Source organism: Streptomyces chrestomyceticus JCM 4735, assembly GCF_003865135.1.
Taxonomy (GTDB): Bacteria; Actinomycetota; Actinomycetes; order Streptomycetales; family Streptomycetaceae; genus Streptomyces; species Streptomyces chrestomyceticus.
Window position 1 is genome coordinate 1,323,107 of the sequence record NZ_BHZC01000001.1, and the last position, 21,006, is coordinate 1,344,112.

The following is a 21,006-nucleotide window of genomic DNA, read 5'->3' on the forward strand; positions in this document are numbered from 1 at the left end:
GCCCTTCCTCAGCTCTTCTGGAGGCGCACGTCGAAGGCGTCCCGCAGGCCGTCCCCGACGAAGGTGAACGCGGCGACGACGAGGACGACGGCGAGGCCGGGCGGGAAGATCAGCCACCAGTGGCCGACCTGGGTGTAGGTGATGCCGGCGGAGAGCATGGAGCCCCAGTCGGCGGCCGGAGGCGGGACGGACAGTCCCAGGAAGGAGAGGTAGGCGACGTAGAGGATGGCGTCGGCGATCTGGAAGGTGGCGTTGACGACGACGGTGCCGACGGCGCCGGGCAGGATGTGCCGGAAGACGGCCCGGCCCCCGCCGCCGCCCATCAGACGCATGGCGTGCACATAGTCGCGGCTGCGCAGGGCGAGGGCCTCGCCGCGGATGAGACGGGCCGGGGACAGCCAGGCGACCGAGGCGATGATGAGGATCAGCACGGGTTTGCTGGGGGTGACGATGGCGGCGACCACGACCAGCAGGAACAGCGCGGGGATGGCGAGCGCGGCATCGGTGACGCGCATCATGGCGGCGTCCACCCAGCCGCCGAAGTAGCCCGCGACCGCGCCGTACACGGTGCCGAAGAGGGTGGCCAGCAGCCCGGCGGCGAGGCCGACTTCCAGCGAGGTCTGGCCCCCGTACATCAGCCTGCCGAGCATGTCGTAGCCGAGGTCGGTGGTGCCGAGGAGGTGGCCGGGGTTGCCGGGCGGCAGGCTGGCCTGCGACAGGTCGGTGTGTGTCTGGTCGGTGGGGTGCAGCAGCGGGCCGAGGTAGCAGAGCAGCAGCAGGCCGAGGAGGAGGACCGCGCCGGTGAGGGCGAGTCTGCTGCGGGCGAAGACGGCGAGGACGCGGCGGACGGGCCCGGCGGAGGGGGCCGCCTCGTACGCGGCGGCGTCCACGGCTGCCGCGGGGTCCGCCGCCCCGCTCCCGGGGCCACCGGCCGGCGCGTCCATGGAGGGTGCGGTCACGAGACGCTCCTGATCCGGGGGTCGAGGACGGCGTAGGCGATGTCGGTGATCAGCGAGCCGAGCACGGTGGCCACGCCGACGATCAGGGTGACGCCGAGCAGGACGGGGAAGTCCGAGCCCTGCGCGGCGTTCCAGAACAGCAGCCCCATGCCCGGGTAGTTGAACATCGACTCGACGACGAGGGTGCCGCTGAAGAGGGTCGGCAGATACAGCCCGAGGAGGGTGGCGAGCGGGATCAGCGCGTTGCGGAGCACGTGCCGGGCCATGACGCGGGTGCCCGACTGCCCCTTGGCGTGCGCGGTGCGGACGTAGTCCTCCTGGAGGTTGTCCAGTACGGCCGAGCGCATGTAACGGCTGAACGCGGCGATGATGCCGAGGGCGGTGGTCACCACGGGCAGGACCAGGGCCGGGGCCTCGGCGAGCAGGCCGCCGACCGTGTCGGCCTGCGGTGCCTCGGCCGGGAAGATCTGGAGCTGCTGGCTGAAGACGAGGACGAGGACCAGGCCGAGGAAGAAGACCGGGGTGGCGTAGGCGAGGAAGGCGGCGCCGGTGAGCAGGTGGTCGGCGGCCTTGCCGCGGCGTACGGCCTGGAGGATGCCGAGCGGGACGGCGAGGACGGCGGCGAGCGCGAGGGACAGGCCCGCCAGCAGCGCGGTCTTCGGGAGGCGTTCGCCGAGCAGCGAGGCGACGGTCTGGTTGAGCTTGTACGACTCGCCGAGGTCCCCGGTGAGCAGCCGCCCGAGGTACATCATGTACTGCTGCGGCAGCGAACGGTCGTATCCCTGCTGGTGGTTGAAGTGCGCGATGGCTTCGGGGGTGGCCTTGACGCCGAGGATGGCGCGGGCCGGTCCGCCGGGCAGCAGGTGCAGCAGGACGAAGACGATGACGGAGACCAGCAACAGGACGACGACGGCCTGCGCGACGCGCTTGACCAGGAAGCGGATCACCGGGCCGCACCGCCCTTCTTGACGAAGTACCAGTCCTGCGGCGCGAGGCCGAGCGTGGGGTTCTGGTCGATGCCGCGCAGGTCGTTGCGGATGACGGAGACCTGGTAGGCCGGGTTGGGCGTCCATAGGACGGGCACCTGGTCGGCCGTGTAGCGGGCGTAGTCGCGCAGGGCGCCCGGGTCGTCGGAGTACTCGGTCTTCTTGATCAGCTCGTCGGCCTTCGGGTCGGACCAGTTGCCCATGTTGGAGGGCGCCCCGGTGGCGAAGAGCGACTCGCCGCTGGCCACGGTCGGGAAGTACCAGCTCCCCTGGGTGCCGAAGAAGCCCGTCTGCCAGGCGGAGCACACCGGTTCGGTCCGCTTGCAGGGGACGGTGGTGCCGAGGACGGTGTTCAGCGGCTGCTGCCGGATGTCCAGGGTGATGCCCGCCTTGTCCATGGCGGACTTGATCTCCTGCATGGTGTTGGACGTCTCGGTGGAGCCGGACTGGGAGAGGAGTTCCAGGCGCAGTTGCTGTCCGCCGGGGATGTCCTTGCCGCACTGTCCGGGGCCGGTGCCGGGGCGGGCGCAGCGCAGCCTGCCGTCGGTGCGCTGCCAGCCGTGCGCGGTGAGCAGGGCTTCGGCCTTCTTCGGGTCGTACGGGAACGGGTCGCGGTCCATCTGCCCGGCGGGCACCGGGCCGCGGGTGGGGGCCGCGCTGCCGTGCCAGACGACGTCGGAGATCGTCTTCTGGTCGACGAGGTGCTGGAGGGCGCGGCGGAGGTATGTCTGGCGGAGCATCGGCCCGGCGGTGGGGTGGTTGAGGTTGAGGACGATGTAGGTGATCGCCCAGCCTTCCCACGGGTCGATGCGGTAGCCCATCCTCTTGAACCGCGTGGACTGGGCCATCACCGACGGCGGGATGTAGCCGTAGTCCACGCCGCCGGCGCGCAGCACGTTGAATTCGGAGTCGGCGGTGGTGAAGGGCTTGAGGACGACACGGTCGAGGTGGGGCTTGTCGGGGCCGCCGTACTGCTTGTTGGGGATCAGGGACACCTGCCCGGAGGTGGTCCACTTCTCGATCCGCCAGGGCCCGCTGACGGTCTTCCAGAGCGGGTCGGTGGCGAACTTGGAGAGCCGTTTGGCGTGCTGGAGCAGCCGCGCGAAGACCTTCTTCGGGGCCTCGTCGTGCGGGTTCCAGGCATGTCTGGGCAGCGGGGTGAAGTTGTCGAGCTGGTTGCCGGTGAACCAGGCGGGGTTGTACGCGCGGTCCAGGCGCAGCCGGAAGGTGTGGTCGTCCAGCACCTCGAACTTCTTGACGTTGTCGGGCAGCAGACCCGGCGAGTAGCCCGCCCACTCCTCCTTGTCGTGCTTGATCAGGTCGTACCAGAACTCCACGTCGCGGCTGGTCACGGGCGTGCCGTCGGACCAGCGGTGGCCCTGCTTGAGCGTGATGGTGACGGTGGTGTTGCCGTCGCTGTAGCGGGGCTGTCCGGCGAGGTTGCGCGGGCTGTCCATGGTCAGGCCCGCGCCCTTCTTCTCCGCCGTGTAGAGCGGCGGGTAGAGCAGGTCCTGTACGGCGTTGTTGTACGAGGCCAGGTAACCGGCCGTGCCGATCGGGAAGATCCAGTTGGGGGTGGCGGCGGGCGGCAGCGCCATGGTGGCCGTACCGCCTTCGACGCGGGTGCCGCCGGTGGCCCCGACGTCGGTGACGGCACCGTCCGCCGGACCGCATCCGGTGAGCGTCGTCAGGCCGAGCAGCAGCGCGGTCGCCGCGCGGAGCAGGACGTGGACGGGCCCGCGTCGGCGGGTTCTGCGCGGGCCCATGCTGCCTCCGGAAAGGGTCGGCCGGTCGAAGAGTGCGAGAAAAGTACGGACGGCCGCGAAAAGAAGTCAAGGGTCTGGTGGAACATCGGCAAGTGGGGTGTACTGAGGGCGACTTGCTCCCTTTCTTTCTTCGCCGACCGAACAAAGAAAGGAAGCGTCGCAGAATGACCGCCCGCAGCATTCCCCGTCTTTCCCCATCCCCGTCCCCGTCCCCCTCCCCCGTCGCTCCCGGCCGAAGGGCACACCATGACCGCCCCCCTGACCGCCGCCGAGGCCCCCACATGACCGACGCCGAGCCCGGCTCCGCCGCACACGTCCTCGAACTCGTCGCGACCGGCACCGCCCGCTCGCGCGCCGACCTCGTACGGGAGCTGGGGCTCGCCGCCTCCACCGTCTCCGCCCGCGTCCAGGAACTGGTCGACGCCGGGCTGCTGACCGAGTCCGGCGAGGGCGTCTCGCGCGGCGGGCGCCGCCCGCGGCTGCTGCGCGTCCCGGACGGCGGCACCGTCGCGCTCGCCGCCGACCTGGGCAGCCGGCACATCCGTACCGGCGCGGTGGGCCTGACCGGCACCGGCTTCGACATCGACGAGTGCGCCCTCGACCTGACGACCGGCCCGGAACCGGCCGTCGGCCTGCTCGCCGAACGGCTGACCGCGCTCGCCGAGCGCCAGCGCGCGGCCGGACGCACCGTGTGCGGCGCGGGCATCGGCTTCCCCGGGCCCGTCGACCCCGCGTCGGGCCGGGTCATCGCGCCGTCCCGGATGCCCGGCTGGCATCTGTACGAGCTGCGCGACCGGCTCGCCGACCGGCTCGGCATGCCCGTGCTGGTCGACAACGACGCCAACGTCCTGGCCCTGGGCGAGCACCGGGCCGCCCACCCCGCCCTGCGCCACCTGGTGGTCGTCAAGGCGGGCCGCGGCATCGGCTCCGGCGTGATCAGCCACGGCCGGCTCTACCGGGGCGCTCGCGGCTGCGCCGGGGACATCAGCCACGTACGGGTGGACGCCGCCGCCGAACGCCCCTGCTCCTGCGGGAACATCGGCTGTCTGGAGTCGGTGGCCAGCGGCGCCGCGATCGCCGCCGCGCTGCGCGGCCAGGGCATCGCGGCGGACTCCACCACCGACATCCTGCGGCTCGTCGAGGACGGCGAACCGCACGCGACGACCCTGGTGCGGCAGGCCGGGCGGCACATCGGCGCGGTGCTGGGCGTCGTGGTGAACTTCTTCAACCCGGAGGCCGTGGTGCTGGGCGGCGCGCTCGCCGCGGCGGAACCGCTGGTCGCGGCGGTGCGCGGGGTGCTGTACGAGCGGTGCCTGCCGATGGCGACCAGCGAACTGTCCATCGTCGCCGCGAGCTGCGGCCCCGACGCGGGCCTGCTCGGCGCCGGCCACGCCGCGCTGCGCGAACTGGCCACCGACGGCGGACTGCCGGCCCTGCCCGTCGTCCGCCCGTAGCTCCCATACGCCCCCCACGAAAGGTGCACCCACCGACATGCGCATCGCCATCGGCGGCATGGCCATCGAGTCCAGCCAGTTCTGCCCGCACCGCTCGACGTACGACGATTTCCGCGTGACCCGCGGCGCCGCGCTGCTGGACCGCTACACCTGGACCCGGCCGGACAGCGACCTCGCGGACCAGGTGGAGTGGGTACCGCTGGTGCACGCGGTCGCGCTGCCCGGCGGACCCGTCGAGCGGGAGACGTACGACCGGATCAAGTCCGAACTGATCACCCGGATACGCGAGGCCGGGCCGCTCGACGGCATGGTCTACGACATCCACGGCGCCATGAGCGTCGTCGGCCTGGACGACGCCGAGGCGGACCTCACCGACGCCGTACGGGACGCGCTCGGCCCGGACGTCCTGCTCTCCGCCGCCATGGACCTGCACGGCAACGTCTCGCGCCGCTTCGCCGACCGCCTCGACCTGCTCACCGCGCACCGCCTCGCCCCGCACGAGGACGCCTGGGAGACACGCGAGCGCGCCGCCCGCAAACTGGTCGGACGGCTGGCGTCCGGGAAGGGCCGTCCGTACCGCGCCTGGGTGCAGGTGCCGGTCCTGCTCCCCGGCGAGAAGACCAGCACCCGCCTGGAACCGGCCAAGTCCCTGTACGGCAGGCTCGCCTCGGTCGAGGCGCTGGACGGCATCGTGGACGCGGCGGTCTGGGTGGGTTACGCCTGGGCCGACGAGGCGCGCTGCCGGGCCGCGGTCGTGGTGACCGGCGACGACCCGGACCTGGCGCTGGAGCAGGCCCGCGGCCTGGCCCAGGAGTACTGGGACGCGCGCCGCGACTTCGTCTTCGTCGGCCCGACCGGCGACGCCGACACGTGCATCGCGCACGCCGTCGCGTCCCCCGCCCGCCCGTTCCTGATCAGCGACTCCGGCGACAACCCCACCGCGGGCGGCGCGGGCGACCTCGCGTACATGCTGCGGCGCCTGCTAACCCACGACGACCTGGCGAGCGGCCGGGTCACCGCCCTGCACCCGGGCATCACCGACCCGGCCGCGGTGGCAGCCTGCTTCGACGCCGGTCTGGGCGCGCAGGTGACGCTGAAGGTCGGCGGCCACGTCAGCGCCGGCACCGGCCCGCACGCCGAGCCGTACGAGCTGACCGGCACGGTGACCGCCCTCGAAGACCCGGCCACCCCCGCCGCCGGTGCCCCGCGCGGCAACCCGGCGTACGACGGCGGCGGCCGCACCGCCGCCGTCACCCGGGGCGGCGTGACAGCCGTCCTCACCGAGCGGCGCAAGCCCTTCCACACCCGCGCCGACTTCGGCACCCTCGACCCGACCACGTACGACCTCGTCGTGGTGAAGATCGGCTACCTGGAACCGGAGCTGCACACGATGGCCGCCGACTGGCTGCTCGCCCTCACCCCCGGCGGCGTCGACCAGGACCTGCTGCGCCTGGGCCACCACCGGGTGGCCCGCCCGCTCTACCCGTTCGACGACGCGGGCTTCGAGGATCCGGATCTGACGCCGGTGCTGCTCTGAGGCACCGCCTTCTGAAGCGGCGGTAGCAGGTCAGAGACTTTGTCGCCTGCCGGGGCGACAGGGCTCCCGGCCAACTGATCGGCCCACGTCACGACCTGGCGAAGGTGCTCGGCGCACAGCCCGTCATGGGGCTCAGGCTGAAGGAGAAGAGTCGGCAGACCGCGGGCCGTACGTCGCGCCGCCCAGGCGTGGTCAAGGCTGGTGAAGTCGTCGTCGATCCACGCTACGGGTGCGTCGCCGAGCCAGGCGTCGACATGGTCGCGCTTCCACAGATAACCGTTGGGGTGGCTGCTGGTGATCTGCGGGTGCGGCAGGTCGACGTGCGGCAGCGGCGGGAGCCCGAGGAGTGGGCCGATCATGGTGGTGGCGTCCTGACGCCAACTGGTGCACCACACCGGGGTGAAGAGCCGGGTCCTCGTCAGGTCCGTGAGCATCGGGCCGTGGGCGGGGTTGAGCCAGATGGTGACGGGATCACTGGGGTCACGGCCGGTCGGAAGGACATCGTGGCGAAGGTGTGTCTCCGGGGTGGCCCCGTCCTGGCTCGGGAAGGGGATCAGGACTCCGTCGATGTCGAGCAGGAGGTAGGGAAGGCGCATCGGTGCTCCGCGAGGTTGAGTCGGGTCAGTCCTTGCGCGCGGCGATCAGCAGAGTGGTCGGGAAGCGGGTTCGGTGAGGGTCGCGCAGTTCCTGGACGCACGTGAGCGCCAGTCCGGCTCGGGTGAGGTGATCCGTCCAGCGCTCGGCGTCGAATTCCCACCGGGCGATGGGCTGACGGGTCCGGTCGGGCAGGGTCACGTAGTCGCGACGCGGCAGGTTGTCGGTAGAGGGATACCTGCCTGCACGCCTGGGATGAGGCACGGAGAAAGCGAGGGCGCCGCCAGGCCGCAGGCGTACGGCGATGGCGGGCAGCAGCAGTTGGGGAGCCACGAGGCCGATGGCTCCGAAGACCGAATAGATCGCGTCGAACTGCTCGCGGCTGGCTTGCAGGTAGTGGAGGGCGTGACCGGCAACGAAGCCGGCGCCGGCCAGTCGCCCGTAGTGCGAACCTGCACGGCGGACCTGCAGCCCGACGAGATCGACTCCGGTGACGCGGGCGCTGCGGTGTGCGGCCAGGTAGGCGACGTTGTGGCCAGGACCGCAGCCGAGTTCCAGTACGCGGCGCCGGCATAGATCATGGCCGAGTATCTCGGCGCCGGGGCCGAGCCCTGGGGCGGTGGCCCATTCCATGCGCGACGGCGCGGCCAGTGGCTCGACGGGCCCGGCGGCGGCGCGCTGGAGAGCGTGGGTGTGCCAGGGAGAGGCTTGGGCGAGCACCTAGATCTCCAGTAGGTGGAGGACGTCGGTGAGATGGCGGCGGACGACCTTGATGTAGGCGGGATCGGTGGCCGGATCGTCGATCCACCGGATGGACTGCTCCATGAACCACTCGACCGCCCACATCCGGTGCCAGCCCAGCGCCCACTTCTCGGCGGCCAGTCCCCCTCGCTCGGCCAGTGCGTCGGGGGCGCCGCCCTCGTCGACGTACGACTCGATGAAGCCGCGCAGGCGAGTTGGGTCAGGTGTGTCGAGGGTGCCGTGCCAGCTGGCAAGGTCGAGCAGCCCGGGGCCGGTGAAGGCGCGGGCGAAGTCCAGCAGCCGCCAGCCGCGTTTCCCGATGTGGAGGCTGGTGGGGTGGAACTCGGAGTGCACCCAGCCGAAGGGCTCCACCGTGGTGCCCTGGGCACGGGCATCGGCTGCCGAAGCGATCTGGTCGAGTGCGTGCTCGATGTCTTCGGTGTCCTGCCAGCGATCGGCCTTGCGGAGCTGATCCAGGTGATCCAAGGCGCGGCTCGGCAAGGCACCCAGTGCTGCCGCGTCAAGCACGGACAGTGCGGAGGCGGCCCGGGTGTGATGGAGGACGGCTGCCGCGGCAGCGCCGTCGAGGCTGTCCGCATCGCGGATGGGGGCGCCGAGGTCCTCCAGGAACATGCCGAGCCAGCCGCCGGTCCTCGCGGACACGTGGACATGAGGCACGGGAATTCCGAGGGTGTGGGCCAGCCGCAGCGCCTGGTCCTCGCTGTCGAAGGGCCTCCTGGCGTACTTGTAGATGGCCGTGCTGCCGTCGGGAAAGGTCAGGCGTTCGACACCCGACATGGACCACACCCGCACCTCAGCACGCTCGGGGGCGGGCCGCCCGGTGAGTGTGCAGAGGTCGGCGAGGAGTTCGGCATCGAAGTTCTCGTCCATGCGTGGGGGCTCCCTTGCGGTGCGGTGGCGTCCGGGGCGGGCGAGCGTGCCCGGCCCGCCCCGGAGCCTGCTGGGTGTTACGCGGCTCGGATCACGCGGTGGGCGTAGACCTGCTCGATCCAGCCGGCCTTGAAGGCGGCCAGGTCGTCGCGGAAGGCGGCCATCGACGCACCGTAGGGCGCGATGACGCCGCCGGACTGGTCCGGAACGGACTGGCAGCCGTGCACGAGCCGCCCGCCGAGGGCGGCGTGAGCCTTGATGGACTCGATACGGCGGTGCTCGTTGAACCAGCCGCCGTGGTAGACCTCGTCGAGCGTGCCACCCATCTCGTCGTCCAGGTCGAAGACGACGGAGGTGGCGGCGGGGAAGAACCAGCACGGTCCGACGTTGGAGATGTGGCCGTCCAGTTCCACCTTGTTGAGGGCCATCAGCGTCGCCGCCTGCCTCAGCATCCCCAGGTGCTCGGCGGTGATCTTCGGCAGGCCGAGCCCGTCGAGGTGCTCGTCGCGGAACAGGTATGCGTACACCTCGTACGCGGTGGCCAGGACGCGGCCCGCGTCGGAGGTGGACTCGCCGCGGGTCTTGATGAAGTCCAGCGCAAGCTGCTCGACCGCGCTTCCCGTGGTCTCGTTCGCGTCCAGAAGCTGGGACTTGACCGGCTCCCAGTCAGCGATGAGCCATGTCCTGGAGTCGAAGCGGAAGAAGTACTCGGCCGGGTCGACGGTGATGCGCCGGCCGTGGACCTGGACGCCGGGCAGGCGGCCCCAGCGCGGATCGAACGCTTCGGGGAGCTCGACCGTGATGGTCGTCGTGTCGATGGTGGTCATCGGGGTCTCCGTCTCTGTTCGGCCGGGCCCGGGCACAGGAATGCCCGGGCCGGATCGGCGCGTACGGAACTGCGGGGAGCCGCCCGGCCGAGCGAGGAGCCTCAGCCCGGCCGGGCCGGGCCGTTCCAGGCGGCTACCGATAAGTGAACCTCCCGTCACGCACAGTGGGTACGGTGGAGGGAAGGCCAAGCGGTATACGCGGTTTACAGCCTTGGATCGGGGGAGGTCGTGGCGGCACTCAGCCGGCCCAACGTCCGTCTGCGCGAAGCCATCTCCGCCTCCGGCCACACCTATGAAGCGCTGGCGAGGTGCGTACGCCGGGTAGCGGCGGAGAACGGCGAGATCATCCACACCAACAAGTCCGCCGTCTCCCACTGGGTGAAAGGCACGCGGAGACCGGCCGGCCGGACCGGACAGTACCTGGCCGAAGCGCTCTCGCGTCGCGCCGCCCGCACCATCACCCTCGCCGAGATCGGCCTCCGCGATCCGGAGACCGCCGTCCCGGAGGACTCCGACCCCGTCGTCACCGCGACTGACCTGGGCCGGGCCGACGTCGAACGACGCCGCTTCCTGGCCGTGGCCGCCTTCACCACAGCAGGCGTCGCCATGCCGCTGGCGTACGACCAGGAAGCCACCTCCCGCATCCTGCGTGCCCGCACCAGAAGATCGCTGGTCGGGGCGGAGGACGTCGAGGTCGTCCGCCAGATCACAGCCGCGTTCAGTGCGGCCGACGAGCGACTGGGCGGTGGCCACGGCCTGACCACCGTCACCGCCTACCTCGCCGACACCGCTGCCCCCGTCCTCCGGGCCCGCTTCACCTCCGACGCCTTACGTCGCAACGCTTTCGGCGCCGTCGCCGAGCTGGCCTACCTCGCGGGCTGGAAGCACCACGACCTCGGCCAGGAGGGCGCCGCCCAGCGCTACTACCAGGTCGGATACCAGCTCGCCTGCGAAGCCGGCCCGCACGGCCACGCCGCCTGGATGATGCGCGCCCTCGCCCACCAGGCCCTCAGCCTCAAGCAGCCCCACCACTGCGTGGACCTCGTCGAAGGCGCTCTGTCCCGCGGGCTCGGACATGTCGACAGCCAGACCGAGGCCCTGCTCCACATCACCCATGCGCGCGCTTTCGCCGCCACCGCCGAGCACCCCGCAGCGGCCCGTGCCCTGCTGGCCGCCGAGGACGCCCTACTTCGGGAGGACGGCCCTCAGCCCAGCTTCTCCCTCGTCAGCGGTCCGGCCGCCGGCACCGTGGCCAGCCACACCGCCCGTACGCTCACCGACCTCGCCGACCACGTCGGCACCGAGCAGCAGCATCGCGACGCCCTCGTTCGCTGGGACCCCAAGAAGTACAAGCGCGTCCACGCCCTGACCCACGCCGATCTCGGCGACAGCCTCGCCGCCCAGGCCCGCGCTGACGAAGCGGTCGCGGCCTGGACGCAAGCCCTCACCCTCATGGAAGGCATGGCCTCGGACCGCACCCGCAAAGCGATCGCCTCCATTCGATCGACACTCTCGGTCTACCAGCGGCGCAAAGTGCCCGGCGCCGTCGAACTCGCCCGCCGCGCCCGAGAGGCACTGTCCTAGCATGCGCACCAACCCGGCCGACGAAGGGACCCGGACCGCCATGGCTCAGCCAATGACCGACGACCAGCCCAAAGCCCTCAAGCCCGCCCTCGACTCCATGACCCTCCTGGTCGCCGCCGTCATCGTCCACGACAAGGCCACCAACCGCGTCGTCCTCCTCCAACGCAGCCAGAAAGCCAAGTTCGCCCAAGGCATGTGGGACCTCCCCGTCGGCAAGAGCGAGCCCGGCGAGCCCATCACCGAAACGGCCGTGCGCGAGCTGTACGAGGAGACGGGCCTGACCGTGAAGCCCGAGTCGCTGAAGGTCGCCCACATCATCCACGGCGCCTGGGGCGTCGAAGCCCCCAACGGCTTCCTCACCGTCGTCTTCGCCGCCCACGAATGGACCGGCGAACCCGAAAACCGCGAACCCCACAAGCACGCCCAGGTCCGGTGGATCGACGCCGACGCCGTCCCCGAGCAGTTCGTCGACACGACCGCAAGCGCCCTCGACCGATACCTCAGAGGTGGGCCGCAGGTGTCACTGGATGGCTGGAAGTAGGCAGCTCTGTCCGCCCTGCCGCAGCCGCTCCCAGCCGTCCCCTTCCCCGCCGAGCGAGGCGCAGGGCGGGCCGTCGGCTCGGCGGGCAGCCGAAGGCTCATCTCTTCGGCAGATGGCTCGTCGTGTACGACAGCCGCGAGGCCGAGAAGGAGACACCCGCTCCCAGGCCCGAAGCATCCAGTCACCCCCTCCGCTCAGCCCGTCATGTGCGGCGCCCGTGCATGACGGCCCGTACGGTGGAGAGGCGCTCCCTGATCACCTTTCCCCCGACGGAGGGCCCCGATGGAGTCGCCGACCCCGCTCACCGAGAGCGATCTGCTGGATCTCGACGCCCACTGGCGGGCGCTGAACTACCTCGCGGCCGGTCAGATCTATCTGACCGGCAACCCGCTGCTCACCGAGGAACTGCGCCCCGAGCACATCAAGCCGCGCCTGCTCGGTCACTGGGGCACCTGTCCCGGTCTGAATCTCGTCTATACGCACGTCAACCGGGTCATCAGCACCCACGGGCAGGAAGCGGTGTGCGTGTGGGGGCCGGGGCACGGTGGGCCTTCGGTGTTCGCGGGGGCCTGGCTGGAGGGGACGTACGGGGAGCTGTATCCGGACGTCGGGCGGGACGCGGCCGGGATGGGCCGACTGTTCCAGCAGTTCTCCTTTCCCGGTGGGGTGCCGAGCCATGCGGCGCCGAACGTGCCGGGCTCCTTCCACGAGGGCGGTGAGCTGGGCTACTCGCTCGCGCATGCGTACGGTGCCGCGCTGGACAACCCGGACCTGCTGGTGGCGTGCGTGATCGGGGACGGCGAGGCGGAGACCGGGCCACTGGCCGCGTCCTGGCATGCGAACAAGTTCCTGGACCCGGCGCACGACGGTGCCGTGCTGCCGATCCTGCACCTGAACGGCTACAAGATCGCCAACCCGACGGTCCTCGCCCGGCTGGACGAGAACGAGCTGGACGCGCTGCTGCGCGGTTACGGGCACGAGCCGCTGTACGTCACCGGCTCCGACCCCGCGCAGGTCCACCGGGACATGGCCGCCGCCATGGACACCGCGCTGCTGCGCATCCACGAGGCCCAGCGCGCCGCGCGCGAGGGCGAGGAGCGGGCCCGGCCCCGCTGGCCGATGATCGTGCTGCGCACCCCCAAGGGCTGGACCGGGCCCGACGAGGTGGACGGCGCGCCCGTCGAGGGCACCTGGCGCGCCCACCAGGTCCCGCTGTCCGGTGTCCGGGACAATCCTGACCATCTGCGCCAGTTGGAGGGCTGGCTGCGGTCGTACGCGCCGGGCGAGCTGTTCGACGGCGAGGGGCGGCCGGTGGACCGGGTGCTGGCCTGTGTGCCGGACGGCGACCGGCGGCTCGGCTCCTCGCCGCACGCCAACGGTGGCCGCCTGGTCCGTACGCTGCCGCTGCCCGACCCCGAGAAGTACGCGGTGCCCGTCGACAAGCCCGGCACCCGGATGCACGAACCGACCCGTGTCCTCGGCGGTCTGCTGCGCGACCTGATGGAGCGGACCGCCGACCGCCGCGACTTCCGGCTGTTCGGCCCGGACGAGACGGCCTCCAACCGGCTCCAGGACGTGTACGACGCCACCGACAAGGCGTGGCAGGCCCGGACCGAGCCCACCGACGAGCACCTGGGGCGGCACGGACGGGTGATGGAGGTGCTCTCGGAGCACCTGTGCCAGGGCTGGCTGGAGGGGTACGTGCTCTCCGGACGGCACGGCCTGTTCTCCTCGTACGAGGCGTTCGCGCACATCGTGTCGAGCATGGCCTCCCAGCACGTCAAATGGCTCCAGTCGGCCCGCGACATCCCCTGGCGGGTGCCCGTGGCGGGTCTGAACTACCTGCTGACCTCGCACGTCTGGCGCCAGGACCACAACGGCTTCTCGCACCAGGACCCCGGCTTCGTGGACCACGTCCTCAACAAGGACCCGCACACCGTACGGGTCTACCTCCCGCCGGACACCAACAGCCTGCTGTGCGTGGCCGACCACGTGCTGCGCACCCGTGACGTGGTCAATGTGGTGGTCGCGGGCAAGCAGCCGTGCTTCGACTGGCTGGACATCGGGCAGGCGCGGGCGCACTGCGCGCGCGGCGCGGGCATCTGGGAGTGGGCGGGCACCGAGCAGCCCGGCAGCCGGCCCGAGGTGGTGCTCGCCTGCGCCGGTGACGTGCCGACGCAGGAGACGCTGGCCGCCGCGTCGCTGCTCCGTACCCACCTGCCGGAGCTGTCCGTACGGGTCGTCAACGTGGTCGACATGACCCGGCTCCAGCCGAACGAGGAGCATCCGCACGGGCTGACGGAGCGGGAGTTCGAGGCGCTGCTGCCGCGCGACGTGCCGGTGATCTTCGCGTACCACGGCTACCCGTGGCTGGTGCACCGGCTCACCTACCGGCGGGCCGTCCACCCCAACCTGCACGTGCGGGGCTACAAGGAGATGGGCACCACGACCACGCCGTTCGACATGGTGGTCACCAACGACATGGACCGCTACCGGCTGGTGATGGACGTGATCGACCGGGTGCCGGGGCTGGCCGTACGGGCCGCCGGGGTGCGGCAGGAGATGGCGGACGTACGGCAGCGCCACCATGCCTGGATCCGCGAGCACGGTACCGACCTGCCGGAGGTCGAGGAGTGGAGCTGGCCGGGCGACGGGCGGTGACGGCGGTGGGTGGGTCCTGGGGACCGGCCCCAGGACCCACCCGTCAGGGCTGCGGGTCCCGGGCGTCGTAGCGGGCGAAGTCGCGCCGCCACAGGGCCAGCAGCAGCACCGTCACGACGCAGGCGAGGCCCCCGCCGACGACCGCCACGGCCGGTGAGGCGAGGTCGGCCGCCGAGCCGGCCAGGAAGTCGCCGAGCCGGGGGCCGCCCGCCACCACGACGATGAACACGCCTTGCAGCCGGCCGCGCATCCGGTCCGGCGCGGCGGCCTGGAGCATGGTGCCGCGGAAGACCATAGAGACGGTGTCCGCGCACCCGGCGACAGCGAGGAAGAACAGGCCGAGCCACAGGTGCCGGGTCAGGCCGAAGCAGGCGACGGCCGCTCCCCAGGCGGCGACCGAGACGAGGATCGCCAGGCCGTGCCGTCGGACGGCGCCGAGCCACCCGGAGAACAGCGCGCCGAGCACCGCGCCGACGGCGGGCGCCGCGACGAGCAGGCCCACCGTCTTGGCGTCGCCGCCGAACCAGAGGACGGCGACGGCGGGGAACAGGGCGCGGGGCTGGGCCAGCACCATGGCCGCGAGGTCGGCGAAGAAGGTCATCCGCAGATTGGGCCGGGTGGCGAGGAAGCGCAGTCCCTCCAGGACGGAAGGGCGGCGCGGCGCCTCGTCGCCGCCGCCGTGGTCGGGGCGCATGGCGGGCAGCCGCCACATGGCGTACAGCGCGGCCGTGAAGCAGCCCACGTCGATCAGGTAGGCGGCCTGGTAGCCCCACAGACCGACGAAGACGCCGCCGAGCATCGGGCCGCCCATCATCCCGAGGTTGCTGGTGAGCGAGCTGAGGGCGTTGGCGGCGGGCAACTGCTCGGGCGGCAGCAGGCGCGGGATCATCGACGAGCGGGCGGGCGCGTTCATCGCGAAGCAGACGGCCTGGAGGGCGACGACCGTGTAGAGCACCCAGACCTGGCGTACGTCCGCGAGCGCGGCGGCGGCCAGCGCGACGGAGAGCACGGTGGCGCCCACCGCGCTGTACAGGCCGAGTTTGCGGCGGTCGACGGTGTCGGCGATGACGCCGCCGTACAGCCCGAAGACGACCAGCGGCACCAGGGAGCACAGGCCGACCGCGCCGACGGCGAAGGTGGAGCCGGTGAGGGCGTACACCTGGAGGGAGACGGCCAGGGCGGTCATCTGCTGGCCGACCCAGGAGACGGTGTTGCCGAACCACAGCCGCCGGTAGTCCGCCGAGGTCCGCAGCGGGGTGATGTCGGCGAAGAGGCGGGTGTACAGCGGAGGACGGGGCTTGGCGTCGGATATGGCAGGAGGCACGGGGCAGTAAAGCACGATCCGTGGTGATGCCACTTACCTGGGTGGCCTGATCATGACACCGGCCGTACGGCTACCGGCCCTCCGAAAGGCCGTACACGCGGCGGGCGTTACCGGCCGCGACCAGCGCCGCGACCCGGTCGGCGTCCGCCGCCGACCAGGCGCCCGCGCGCACCCAGCCGGTCAGCACCTCCGCCAGCGCCGTACGGAAGGCGGCGCTGCCGACGGTGTACAGCTCCGGCAGGCCGTAGGCGTCGGTGGAGAAGAGGAGCTTGCCGAAGGGCGCCAGCTCCAGGAATCCGGCGAGCACGGCCGCCGCGCGCGGGCCGGTGTGCCCGAGGGCCAGGCCGACGTCGGCGTACACGTGCGGGAAGGCGTGGGCCAGGTAGGCGGCCTGGCGGTGGTACGGGTAGCAGTGCAGCAGGATCAGGTCGGTGCCGGTGCCCGCGGTGGCGTGGGCGAAGTCGGTGAGCAGGGCCGGGTCGGCGTGGTGCAGGCGCAAGTCGGGGTCGCCGAAGCCGGTGTGCAGTTGCAGGGGGCGGCCGGTGCCGACGGCGAGCCACAGGAGGTGGCGCAGCAGGACCGGGTCGGTCAGGCGGTGAGGGCCGGCGGCGAGCCAGTCGCGGGCGGCGGTCGCGACGTCGGCGGTGGTGGGCGGCTCGGGGGCCAGGGCCAGCCCGTGCCGGTAGGCGGCGACGGACTTGAAGCCCGCGGCGGTGCGGGCCGCGTCCCGTACGGCGTCGGCGAGTCCGGCGGCGAACACCTCGGCGGCCGCGGCCGCGGTCTCCTCCCCCGCCGTCCGGGCCGCCCGTACGCCTGCCGCGACCCGTTCCGCCAGCGTCTCCAGGCGGACGATCTCGTGCCCGGTGCCGCCGCCCGCCTCGGCCGTCTCATGCGCCCCGGTGAGGTCGCCGGGCAGGCCGGTGTCCACCAGGTACGTGCCGATGCCAGTACCGCCCAGCAGCAGGCGGCGGGTCTCGGCCGCGCCCAGTTCGCGCCGCCGGGCGAGGTACGCGCCGGGCGTGCAGTGCGGCGCGAGGCCGAGCAGCGGCGGGCACCAACGGCGGACGGCGAAGCCCGCCTGGGTGTCGAAGAAGGTCGTGCCCGCGGCGGCGGGCCGGTCCGACTCGGTCAGGTACGACTCGAACTCGGCGGCCGACAGATCGCCGCGCAGCACGCCGTGGCAGTGCTGGTCGATCAGCGGCGGCAGGTCCGGGAACGGGTCCGGGGCGCCGTCGGGGGTGCCGTCGGTGGCCTGTGCGGTCATCGGTCCCTCCGGTGGGCGGCCGGCGCACCGGGGACGGGCGCAGGTGCGGGTAGGGGCGCGGGCGCGGACACGGCCATCAGTACCTCCAGCGCGTCGCCGCCGCGATCTCTTCGGGCTCGCTGTCCGCGAAGTGCGCCGCCTCCGCACGGCGTACGGCGATCACGGCGCCGTACAGCACCTCCCCCATGGCCTCCCGCAGCACCGCCGACTCCGCCATTCGGTCGGTGGACTCGGTCAGTGACGAGGGCAGCCGGACGATGCCGCGCCGGGCGCGTTCCCGGACGCCCAGGACGCCCGGGTCGCCGGTGACCGGCGGGGGCAGCGCGGCGCCCGTGGAGAGGCCGTGCAGCCCGGCGGCGATGACCGCGCCGACCGCCAGGTACGGGTTGGCGGCGGCGTCGAACGGCTTGATCTCGGCGTGGCCGCCGTCCGGGTCGCCGGGAGCGCCGGTGACCAGGCGCAGCGCGGCCTCGCGGTTCTCCACGCCCCAGCACTGGTAGGCGCCGGCCCACACGGACGGGCCCAGCCGCAGATAGCTCGCGGGCGAGGGGCAGCCGACGGCGAGCAGGGCGGGCATCGCCTCCAGGATGCCGCCGAGGAACCGTACGGCGTCGGGGTCGAGGCCCCATTCGGCGTCCCGGTCCCGGTGCAGGCTGCGTTCGCCCCGGTGCAGGCTGAGGTGGAGGTGGCAGCCGTTGCCGACCTGGCCGGCCACGACCGAGGGCGCGAAGCTGGCCCGCAGGCCGTGCCGGAAGGAGACGGCCCGTACGGTCTCCCGGACGAGGACCAGTTCGTCGGCTGCGCGCAGCGGGTCGGCCGACGCGGTGGACACTTCGAACTGGCCCGGGGCGTACTCGGGGTGGAGCTGGAGCACGTCGATGTCCTGGAGGGCCAGTGCCTCGGCCACGTCGCGGAGGTAGTCGGAGAGTTCGACGACGCGGGTCATGCCGTAGGCGGGGCCCGCGCAGGGGTAGTCCAGGGCGTCGTCGGCGTCCGCCGGGCCGTCGGGACGGCCGTCGGCCTCCGGTACGCGGGTGACCACCCACTCCGTCTCGAACCCCATCTGCAGGACCAGTCCCGCGTCGGCGGCCCGGTCCACCATGCGGCGGGCGAACTGCCGCTGGCAGCCGGGGTGCGGCGTGCCGAGCTGGTCGTAGCGGTCGACCGGCGCCCAGGCCCAGCCGGGCTGCGCCGCCAGCACCGTGACCCGCTCCAGGTCGGGGAAGAGCCGCAGGTCGCCGTCGGGCCCGCCGAGGTGTGCGGACGCGGTGATCGCGTCGTCGGAGGTGAAGACGTCGAAGACCGGTGACATGCCGACGCCGCGCTGCACGGCGGGTGCCAGCCGGGCCGTCGGCACGGTCTTGGTACGGGCGATGCCCGCGTTGTCGACCCAGGTGAGGGCGATGGCGCGGACGTGCTCCGCGTCCAGCCGTGCCGCCGTCCGGCGGGCGTCGCCCCACTGCTGCGCAGGCCCCGGTTCCATAGCGCGTGTCCCCATTCCGCCATGCCGCTCACTCGGCGGCCGTCCGAACTGTGCCCTGTCCGTGCCACGGCGCCCCTGTCCAGGGGCGGTTGCCGCGGGTGTCCTGCCGTACGGCCGACGCGGCCGTCCCGCTCCCGGGGACCGTACCGGCCGTCACGGACAGTCGAACTCGCACCATACGCACTTTCCGTTGCCGCGCGGCTCCACACCCCAGATATCCGACAGCCGGTCCACCAGGAGCAGTCCGCGGCCGGACATCGCGGACTCGTCGCTGTCGCGGCGGCGCGGCAGGGCGCTGGAGCGGTCGGCCACCTCCAGCCGTAGCCGCCGGTCGGTGCCGTGCGGCATCCGTACCGTCACCACCGCCGCGCCGTCGGTGTGCAGCAGCGCGTTGGTGATCAGCTCGTCGGCGGCCAGTTCGATCTCGTCCGCGCGCTCCCGTGCGCCCCAGGCCCGTACCGCGGCGCGGATCATGTGGCGGGCGGCGGACAGCCCTTGGGCGTCGTCGGGCGCGACGTGCTGCTGGAGCCGTCCGGCGGCCGGCGCGGCGGGCTCGCCGCCGCGCCGCAGGATCAGCATCGCCATGTCGTCGTCGCCGGTCTGCTCGGCCGCCAGGTCGCAGAGCCGGTCGGCCAGTTGCTGGACGTCCTGGGGACCGTCGCGGACCACTCTGGCCAGGTGCCGTACGCCGTCCTCGATGTCGATGCCCGGCTGTTCCACCAGCCCGTCGGTGTACAGCACCAGGGTCTCCCCGATGCCCAGGTGGGCGGTGGTGACGGGGTAGTCCAGGTCGCGGAAACCGGTCGCTATGCCCAGCGGCAGGCCGCCGGCCACCTCCAGCCGCCGGCACAGTCCCTCGGCGTGCCGCAGCAGCGGGTCCACGTGCCCGGCGCGCACCAGCCGCACCGTCCCGGTGGCCAGGTCGGCTTCCGCGTACGTGCAGGTGGCGAAGCGGTCGGTGTCCAGTTCGCCGAGGAAGGCGGAGGCGCGGGCCATGACGGTGGCGGGCGGGTGCCCCTCGGCGGCGTAGGCGCGCAGCACGATCCGGAGCTGGCCCATGACGGTCGCGGCGTGGGTGTCGTGCCCCTGGACGTCACCGATGACCGCGGCGACCCGGCCTTCGGGCAGCGGGATCACGTCGTACCAGTCGCCGCCGATGTCCCGGCCGGCCCGGGCGGCCCGGTAGCGTACGGCGATCTGGGCGCCGGGGATGCCGGGGATACGGCGCGGCAGCATGGCCTGCTGGAGGCCCTCGGCAAGGTCGTGCTCCTGGTCGTAGAGCATGGCGCGGGCCAGGCTCTGCGCGACGCTGGAGCCGAGCGCCACCAGCAGGTTGCGCTCCTGTACGCCGAACGGGTTCTCCGAGCGGTAGAACAGGCCCACCACCCCGATCGGCCGGGCCTGCGCGATCAGCGGCAGGTACGCGGCGGAGCCGAAGTCCAGCCTTTCGAGGTGCGGCCAGAGCGTCGGGTACCGTTCGGCGAACTCGGCGCGGGAGCGGATGAAGCACGGCTGGAGGGTGCGCACCGCCTCGCTCATCGGAAACTCCTCCTCGACCCGCACCACCTCGTGCTGCGGCACGAAGCTGCCCGGCTGCCCTTCGTGGACCACCCGGATACGGCCCGCCTCGACCAGGCCGACGATGACGTTCTGCGCGCCCAGCCGGGTCAGCGCCTGGTCGTCGCCGAGCACGCCGATGACGTCGCGGACGGTCCTGGCGTGCGCCAGGGCCGCCGTCGTGCGCTCGACGAGGCCGGTGTTGCGCAGCTTCCGCGCGTGCGCCTGGGCCCGTTCCGCCGCCTGGGTGTATTCCTGGCCGGCGTCCCGGACGACGCCGATGACGCGGTGCGGCGTCCCGTCACCGTCCCGGCGGATGCTGGCCTGGGTGTGGGTCCAGCGCACCGTGCCGTCCCGCAGCCGCACCCGGAAGTAGGCACCGTAGGAGTCGCTGCCGTCCTTCAGGGCCTGGGAGACGACGCTGTCCAGGCGGGCCGCCTCGTCGGGCGGCAGACGGCAGGCCAGGGTGGCCGGGTCGGAGTCGTACTCCTCCGGCGTCAGGTCGAAGACCTCCAGAGCGGAGCCGTCCATGTGCATACGGCCGCTGTCGAGGTCCCAGTCGAAGCCGCCCATGCCGTTGAGGGCCAGCGTCAGGTCCGGATGAGCGGGCCAGTCGTCCGGCACCGACACGGTCGGCCGCTTCGTGCCCCGGTCAGCCATGTGCGCAACTTTGCCACATTTGCCCCATACGTGGCCGGTCCATCGGTGTCCGGTACGAGGCCGGGCCACGAAGCCGGTCGTGGCGACGCGGGACCTGCCTGACTTACGCATCAGTCAGTGCTCAACACCGGGCGCCTACCGCTGCTGTAATCGGCCAGGGCCCCGACCAGCACTGGT

General features: G+C 72.3%; 15 protein-coding genes and 1 pseudogene. 5 read left to right on the top strand and 11 right to left on the bottom strand.

The window, feature by feature from the left end:
• Window positions 1–8: 8 nt before the first annotated feature.
• Genes EJG53_RS05415 through EJG53_RS05425 form a run of 3 tightly spaced genes read right to left on the bottom strand, consistent with a single transcriptional unit; the run spans window position 9 to window position 3,711 of the window.
• Window positions 9–944: an ABC transporter permease gene (locus EJG53_RS05415; RefSeq protein ID WP_371858787.1), complete on the bottom strand. Its 936-nt coding sequence runs from the start codon at window positions 942–944 to the stop codon at window positions 9–11.
• An 11-nt stretch (window positions 945–955) separates the two neighbouring features.
• Window positions 956–1,906: an ABC transporter permease gene (locus tag EJG53_RS05420; RefSeq protein WP_125043884.1), complete on the bottom strand. Its 951-nt coding sequence runs from the start codon at window positions 1,904–1,906 to the stop codon at window positions 956–958.
• On the bottom strand, window positions 1,903–3,711 hold the full coding sequence (locus tag EJG53_RS05425; protein ID WP_125043885.1) for a peptide ABC transporter substrate-binding protein: 1,809 nt from the start codon (window positions 3,709–3,711) through the stop codon (window positions 1,903–1,905). Before EJG53_RS05425 ends, EJG53_RS05420 begins: the two co-directional genes overlap by 4 nt.
• Window positions 3,712–3,992: 281 nt before the next feature.
• Here EJG53_RS05425 and EJG53_RS05430 point away from each other — a divergent pair, with 281 nt between their 5' ends.
• Entirely contained in the window at window positions 3,993–5,165 is a 1,173-nt protein-coding gene (locus EJG53_RS05430) for an ROK family transcriptional regulator (RefSeq protein WP_125043886.1), read from the top strand.
• Window positions 5,166–5,202: 37 nt separating this feature from the next.
• Complete coding sequence (locus tag EJG53_RS05435; protein WP_125043887.1) at window positions 5,203–6,702, top strand: M81 family metallopeptidase; 1,500 nt, start codon at window positions 5,203–5,205, stop codon at window positions 6,700–6,702.
• A 71-nt stretch (window positions 6,703–6,773) separates the two neighbouring features.
• On the opposite strand, the pseudogene EJG53_RS05440 reads toward EJG53_RS05435, so the two are convergent.
• The 4 genes and pseudogenes from EJG53_RS05440 to EJG53_RS05455 all read right to left on the bottom strand — a co-directional run.
• A pseudogene (locus tag EJG53_RS05440) lies at window positions 6,774–7,298 on the bottom strand (HAD domain-containing protein); the annotation flags it as partial.
• Between the two features lie 25 nt (window positions 7,299–7,323).
• Window positions 7,324–8,016 (bottom strand): class I SAM-dependent methyltransferase, encoded by a 693-nt coding sequence (locus EJG53_RS05445; RefSeq protein ID WP_125043888.1) that lies wholly within the window; start codon window positions 8,014–8,016, stop codon window positions 7,324–7,326.
• Window positions 8,017–8,928 carry a phosphotransferase family protein gene (locus tag EJG53_RS05450; protein WP_125043889.1) on the bottom strand — a complete coding sequence of 304 codons (912 nt, stop codon included), beginning with the start codon at window positions 8,926–8,928 and terminating at the stop codon, window positions 8,017–8,019.
• A 77-nt stretch (window positions 8,929–9,005) separates the two neighbouring features.
• Window positions 9,006–9,755, bottom strand: a complete 750-nt coding sequence (locus EJG53_RS05455; RefSeq protein ID WP_125043890.1) for a hypothetical protein — start codon at window positions 9,753–9,755, stop codon at window positions 9,006–9,008.
• Window positions 9,756–9,983: 228 nt separating this feature from the next.
• On the opposite strand from EJG53_RS05455, the gene EJG53_RS05460 reads away from it, so the two are divergent.
• The 3 genes from EJG53_RS05460 (at window position 9,984) to EJG53_RS05470 (ending at window position 14,541) form a co-directional block, all read left to right on the top strand.
• Window positions 9,984–11,339, top strand: a complete 1,356-nt coding sequence (locus EJG53_RS05460) for a tetratricopeptide repeat protein (protein WP_125043891.1) — start codon at window positions 9,984–9,986, stop codon at window positions 11,337–11,339.
• A 40-nt stretch (window positions 11,340–11,379) separates the two neighbouring features.
• Complete coding sequence (locus EJG53_RS05465) at window positions 11,380–11,880, top strand: NUDIX domain-containing protein (RefSeq protein WP_174856530.1); 501 nt, start codon at window positions 11,380–11,382, stop codon at window positions 11,878–11,880.
• A 282-nt stretch (window positions 11,881–12,162) separates the two neighbouring features.
• Window positions 12,163–14,541 (top strand): phosphoketolase family protein, encoded by a 2,379-nt coding sequence (locus EJG53_RS05470; RefSeq protein WP_125043893.1) that lies wholly within the window; start codon window positions 12,163–12,165, stop codon window positions 14,539–14,541.
• Window positions 14,542–14,584: 43 nt separating this feature from the next.
• Here EJG53_RS05470 and EJG53_RS05475 read toward each other — a convergent pair whose 3' ends face one another.
• From EJG53_RS05475 to EJG53_RS05490, 4 genes are all read right to left on the bottom strand, one after another.
• Complete coding sequence (locus EJG53_RS05475; protein WP_244954992.1) at window positions 14,585–15,865, bottom strand: MFS transporter; 1,281 nt, start codon at window positions 15,863–15,865, stop codon at window positions 14,585–14,587.
• Between the two features lie 70 nt (window positions 15,866–15,935).
• A complete protein-coding gene (locus EJG53_RS05480) occupies window positions 15,936–17,129 on the bottom strand; it encodes an amidohydrolase family protein (RefSeq protein WP_125043894.1) in 1,194 nt (397 codons plus the stop codon).
• Window positions 17,130–17,205: 76 nt separating this feature from the next.
• On the bottom strand, window positions 17,206–18,612 hold the full coding sequence (locus EJG53_RS05485; RefSeq protein ID WP_125043895.1) for a glutamine synthetase family protein: 1,407 nt from the start codon (window positions 18,610–18,612) through the stop codon (window positions 17,206–17,208).
• A gap of 153 nt (window positions 18,613–18,765) precedes the next feature.
• Complete coding sequence (locus tag EJG53_RS05490) at window positions 18,766–20,829, bottom strand: SpoIIE family protein phosphatase (protein WP_125043896.1); 2,064 nt, start codon at window positions 20,827–20,829, stop codon at window positions 18,766–18,768.
• Window positions 20,830–21,006 lie beyond the last annotated feature (177 nt).

Excerpts from the sequence above, each read along its gene's own strand:
- EJG53_RS05470 (WP_125043893.1), top strand. The coding sequence starts at position 12,163 with ATGGAGTCGCCGACCCCGCTCACCGAGAGCGATCTGCTGGATCTCGAC.
- EJG53_RS05480 (WP_125043894.1), bottom strand. The coding sequence starts at position 17,129 with ATGACCGCACAGGCCACCGACGGCACCCCCGACGGCGCCCCGGACCCG.
- EJG53_RS05485 (WP_125043895.1), bottom strand. The coding sequence starts at position 18,612 with ATGGAACCGGGGCCTGCGCAGCAGTGGGGCGACGCCCGCCGGACGGCG.
- EJG53_RS05415 (WP_371858787.1), bottom strand. The coding sequence starts at position 944 with ATGGACGCGCCGGCCGGTGGCCCCGGGAGCGGGGCGGCGGACCCCGCG.
- EJG53_RS05430 (WP_125043886.1), top strand. The coding sequence starts at position 3,993 with ATGACCGACGCCGAGCCCGGCTCCGCCGCACACGTCCTCGAACTCGTC.
- EJG53_RS05425 (WP_125043885.1), bottom strand. The coding sequence starts at position 3,711 with ATGGGCCCGCGCAGAACCCGCCGACGCGGGCCCGTCCACGTCCTGCTC.
- EJG53_RS05435 (WP_125043887.1), top strand. The coding sequence starts at position 5,203 with ATGCGCATCGCCATCGGCGGCATGGCCATCGAGTCCAGCCAGTTCTGC.
- EJG53_RS05465 (WP_174856530.1), top strand. The coding sequence starts at position 11,380 with ATGGCTCAGCCAATGACCGACGACCAGCCCAAAGCCCTCAAGCCCGCC.
- EJG53_RS05455 (WP_125043890.1), bottom strand. The coding sequence starts at position 9,755 with ATGACCACCATCGACACGACGACCATCACGGTCGAGCTCCCCGAAGCG.
- EJG53_RS05490 (WP_125043896.1), bottom strand. The coding sequence starts at position 20,829 with ATGGCTGACCGGGGCACGAAGCGGCCGACCGTGTCGGTGCCGGACGAC.
- EJG53_RS05450 (WP_125043889.1), bottom strand. The coding sequence starts at position 8,928 with ATGGACGAGAACTTCGATGCCGAACTCCTCGCCGACCTCTGCACACTC.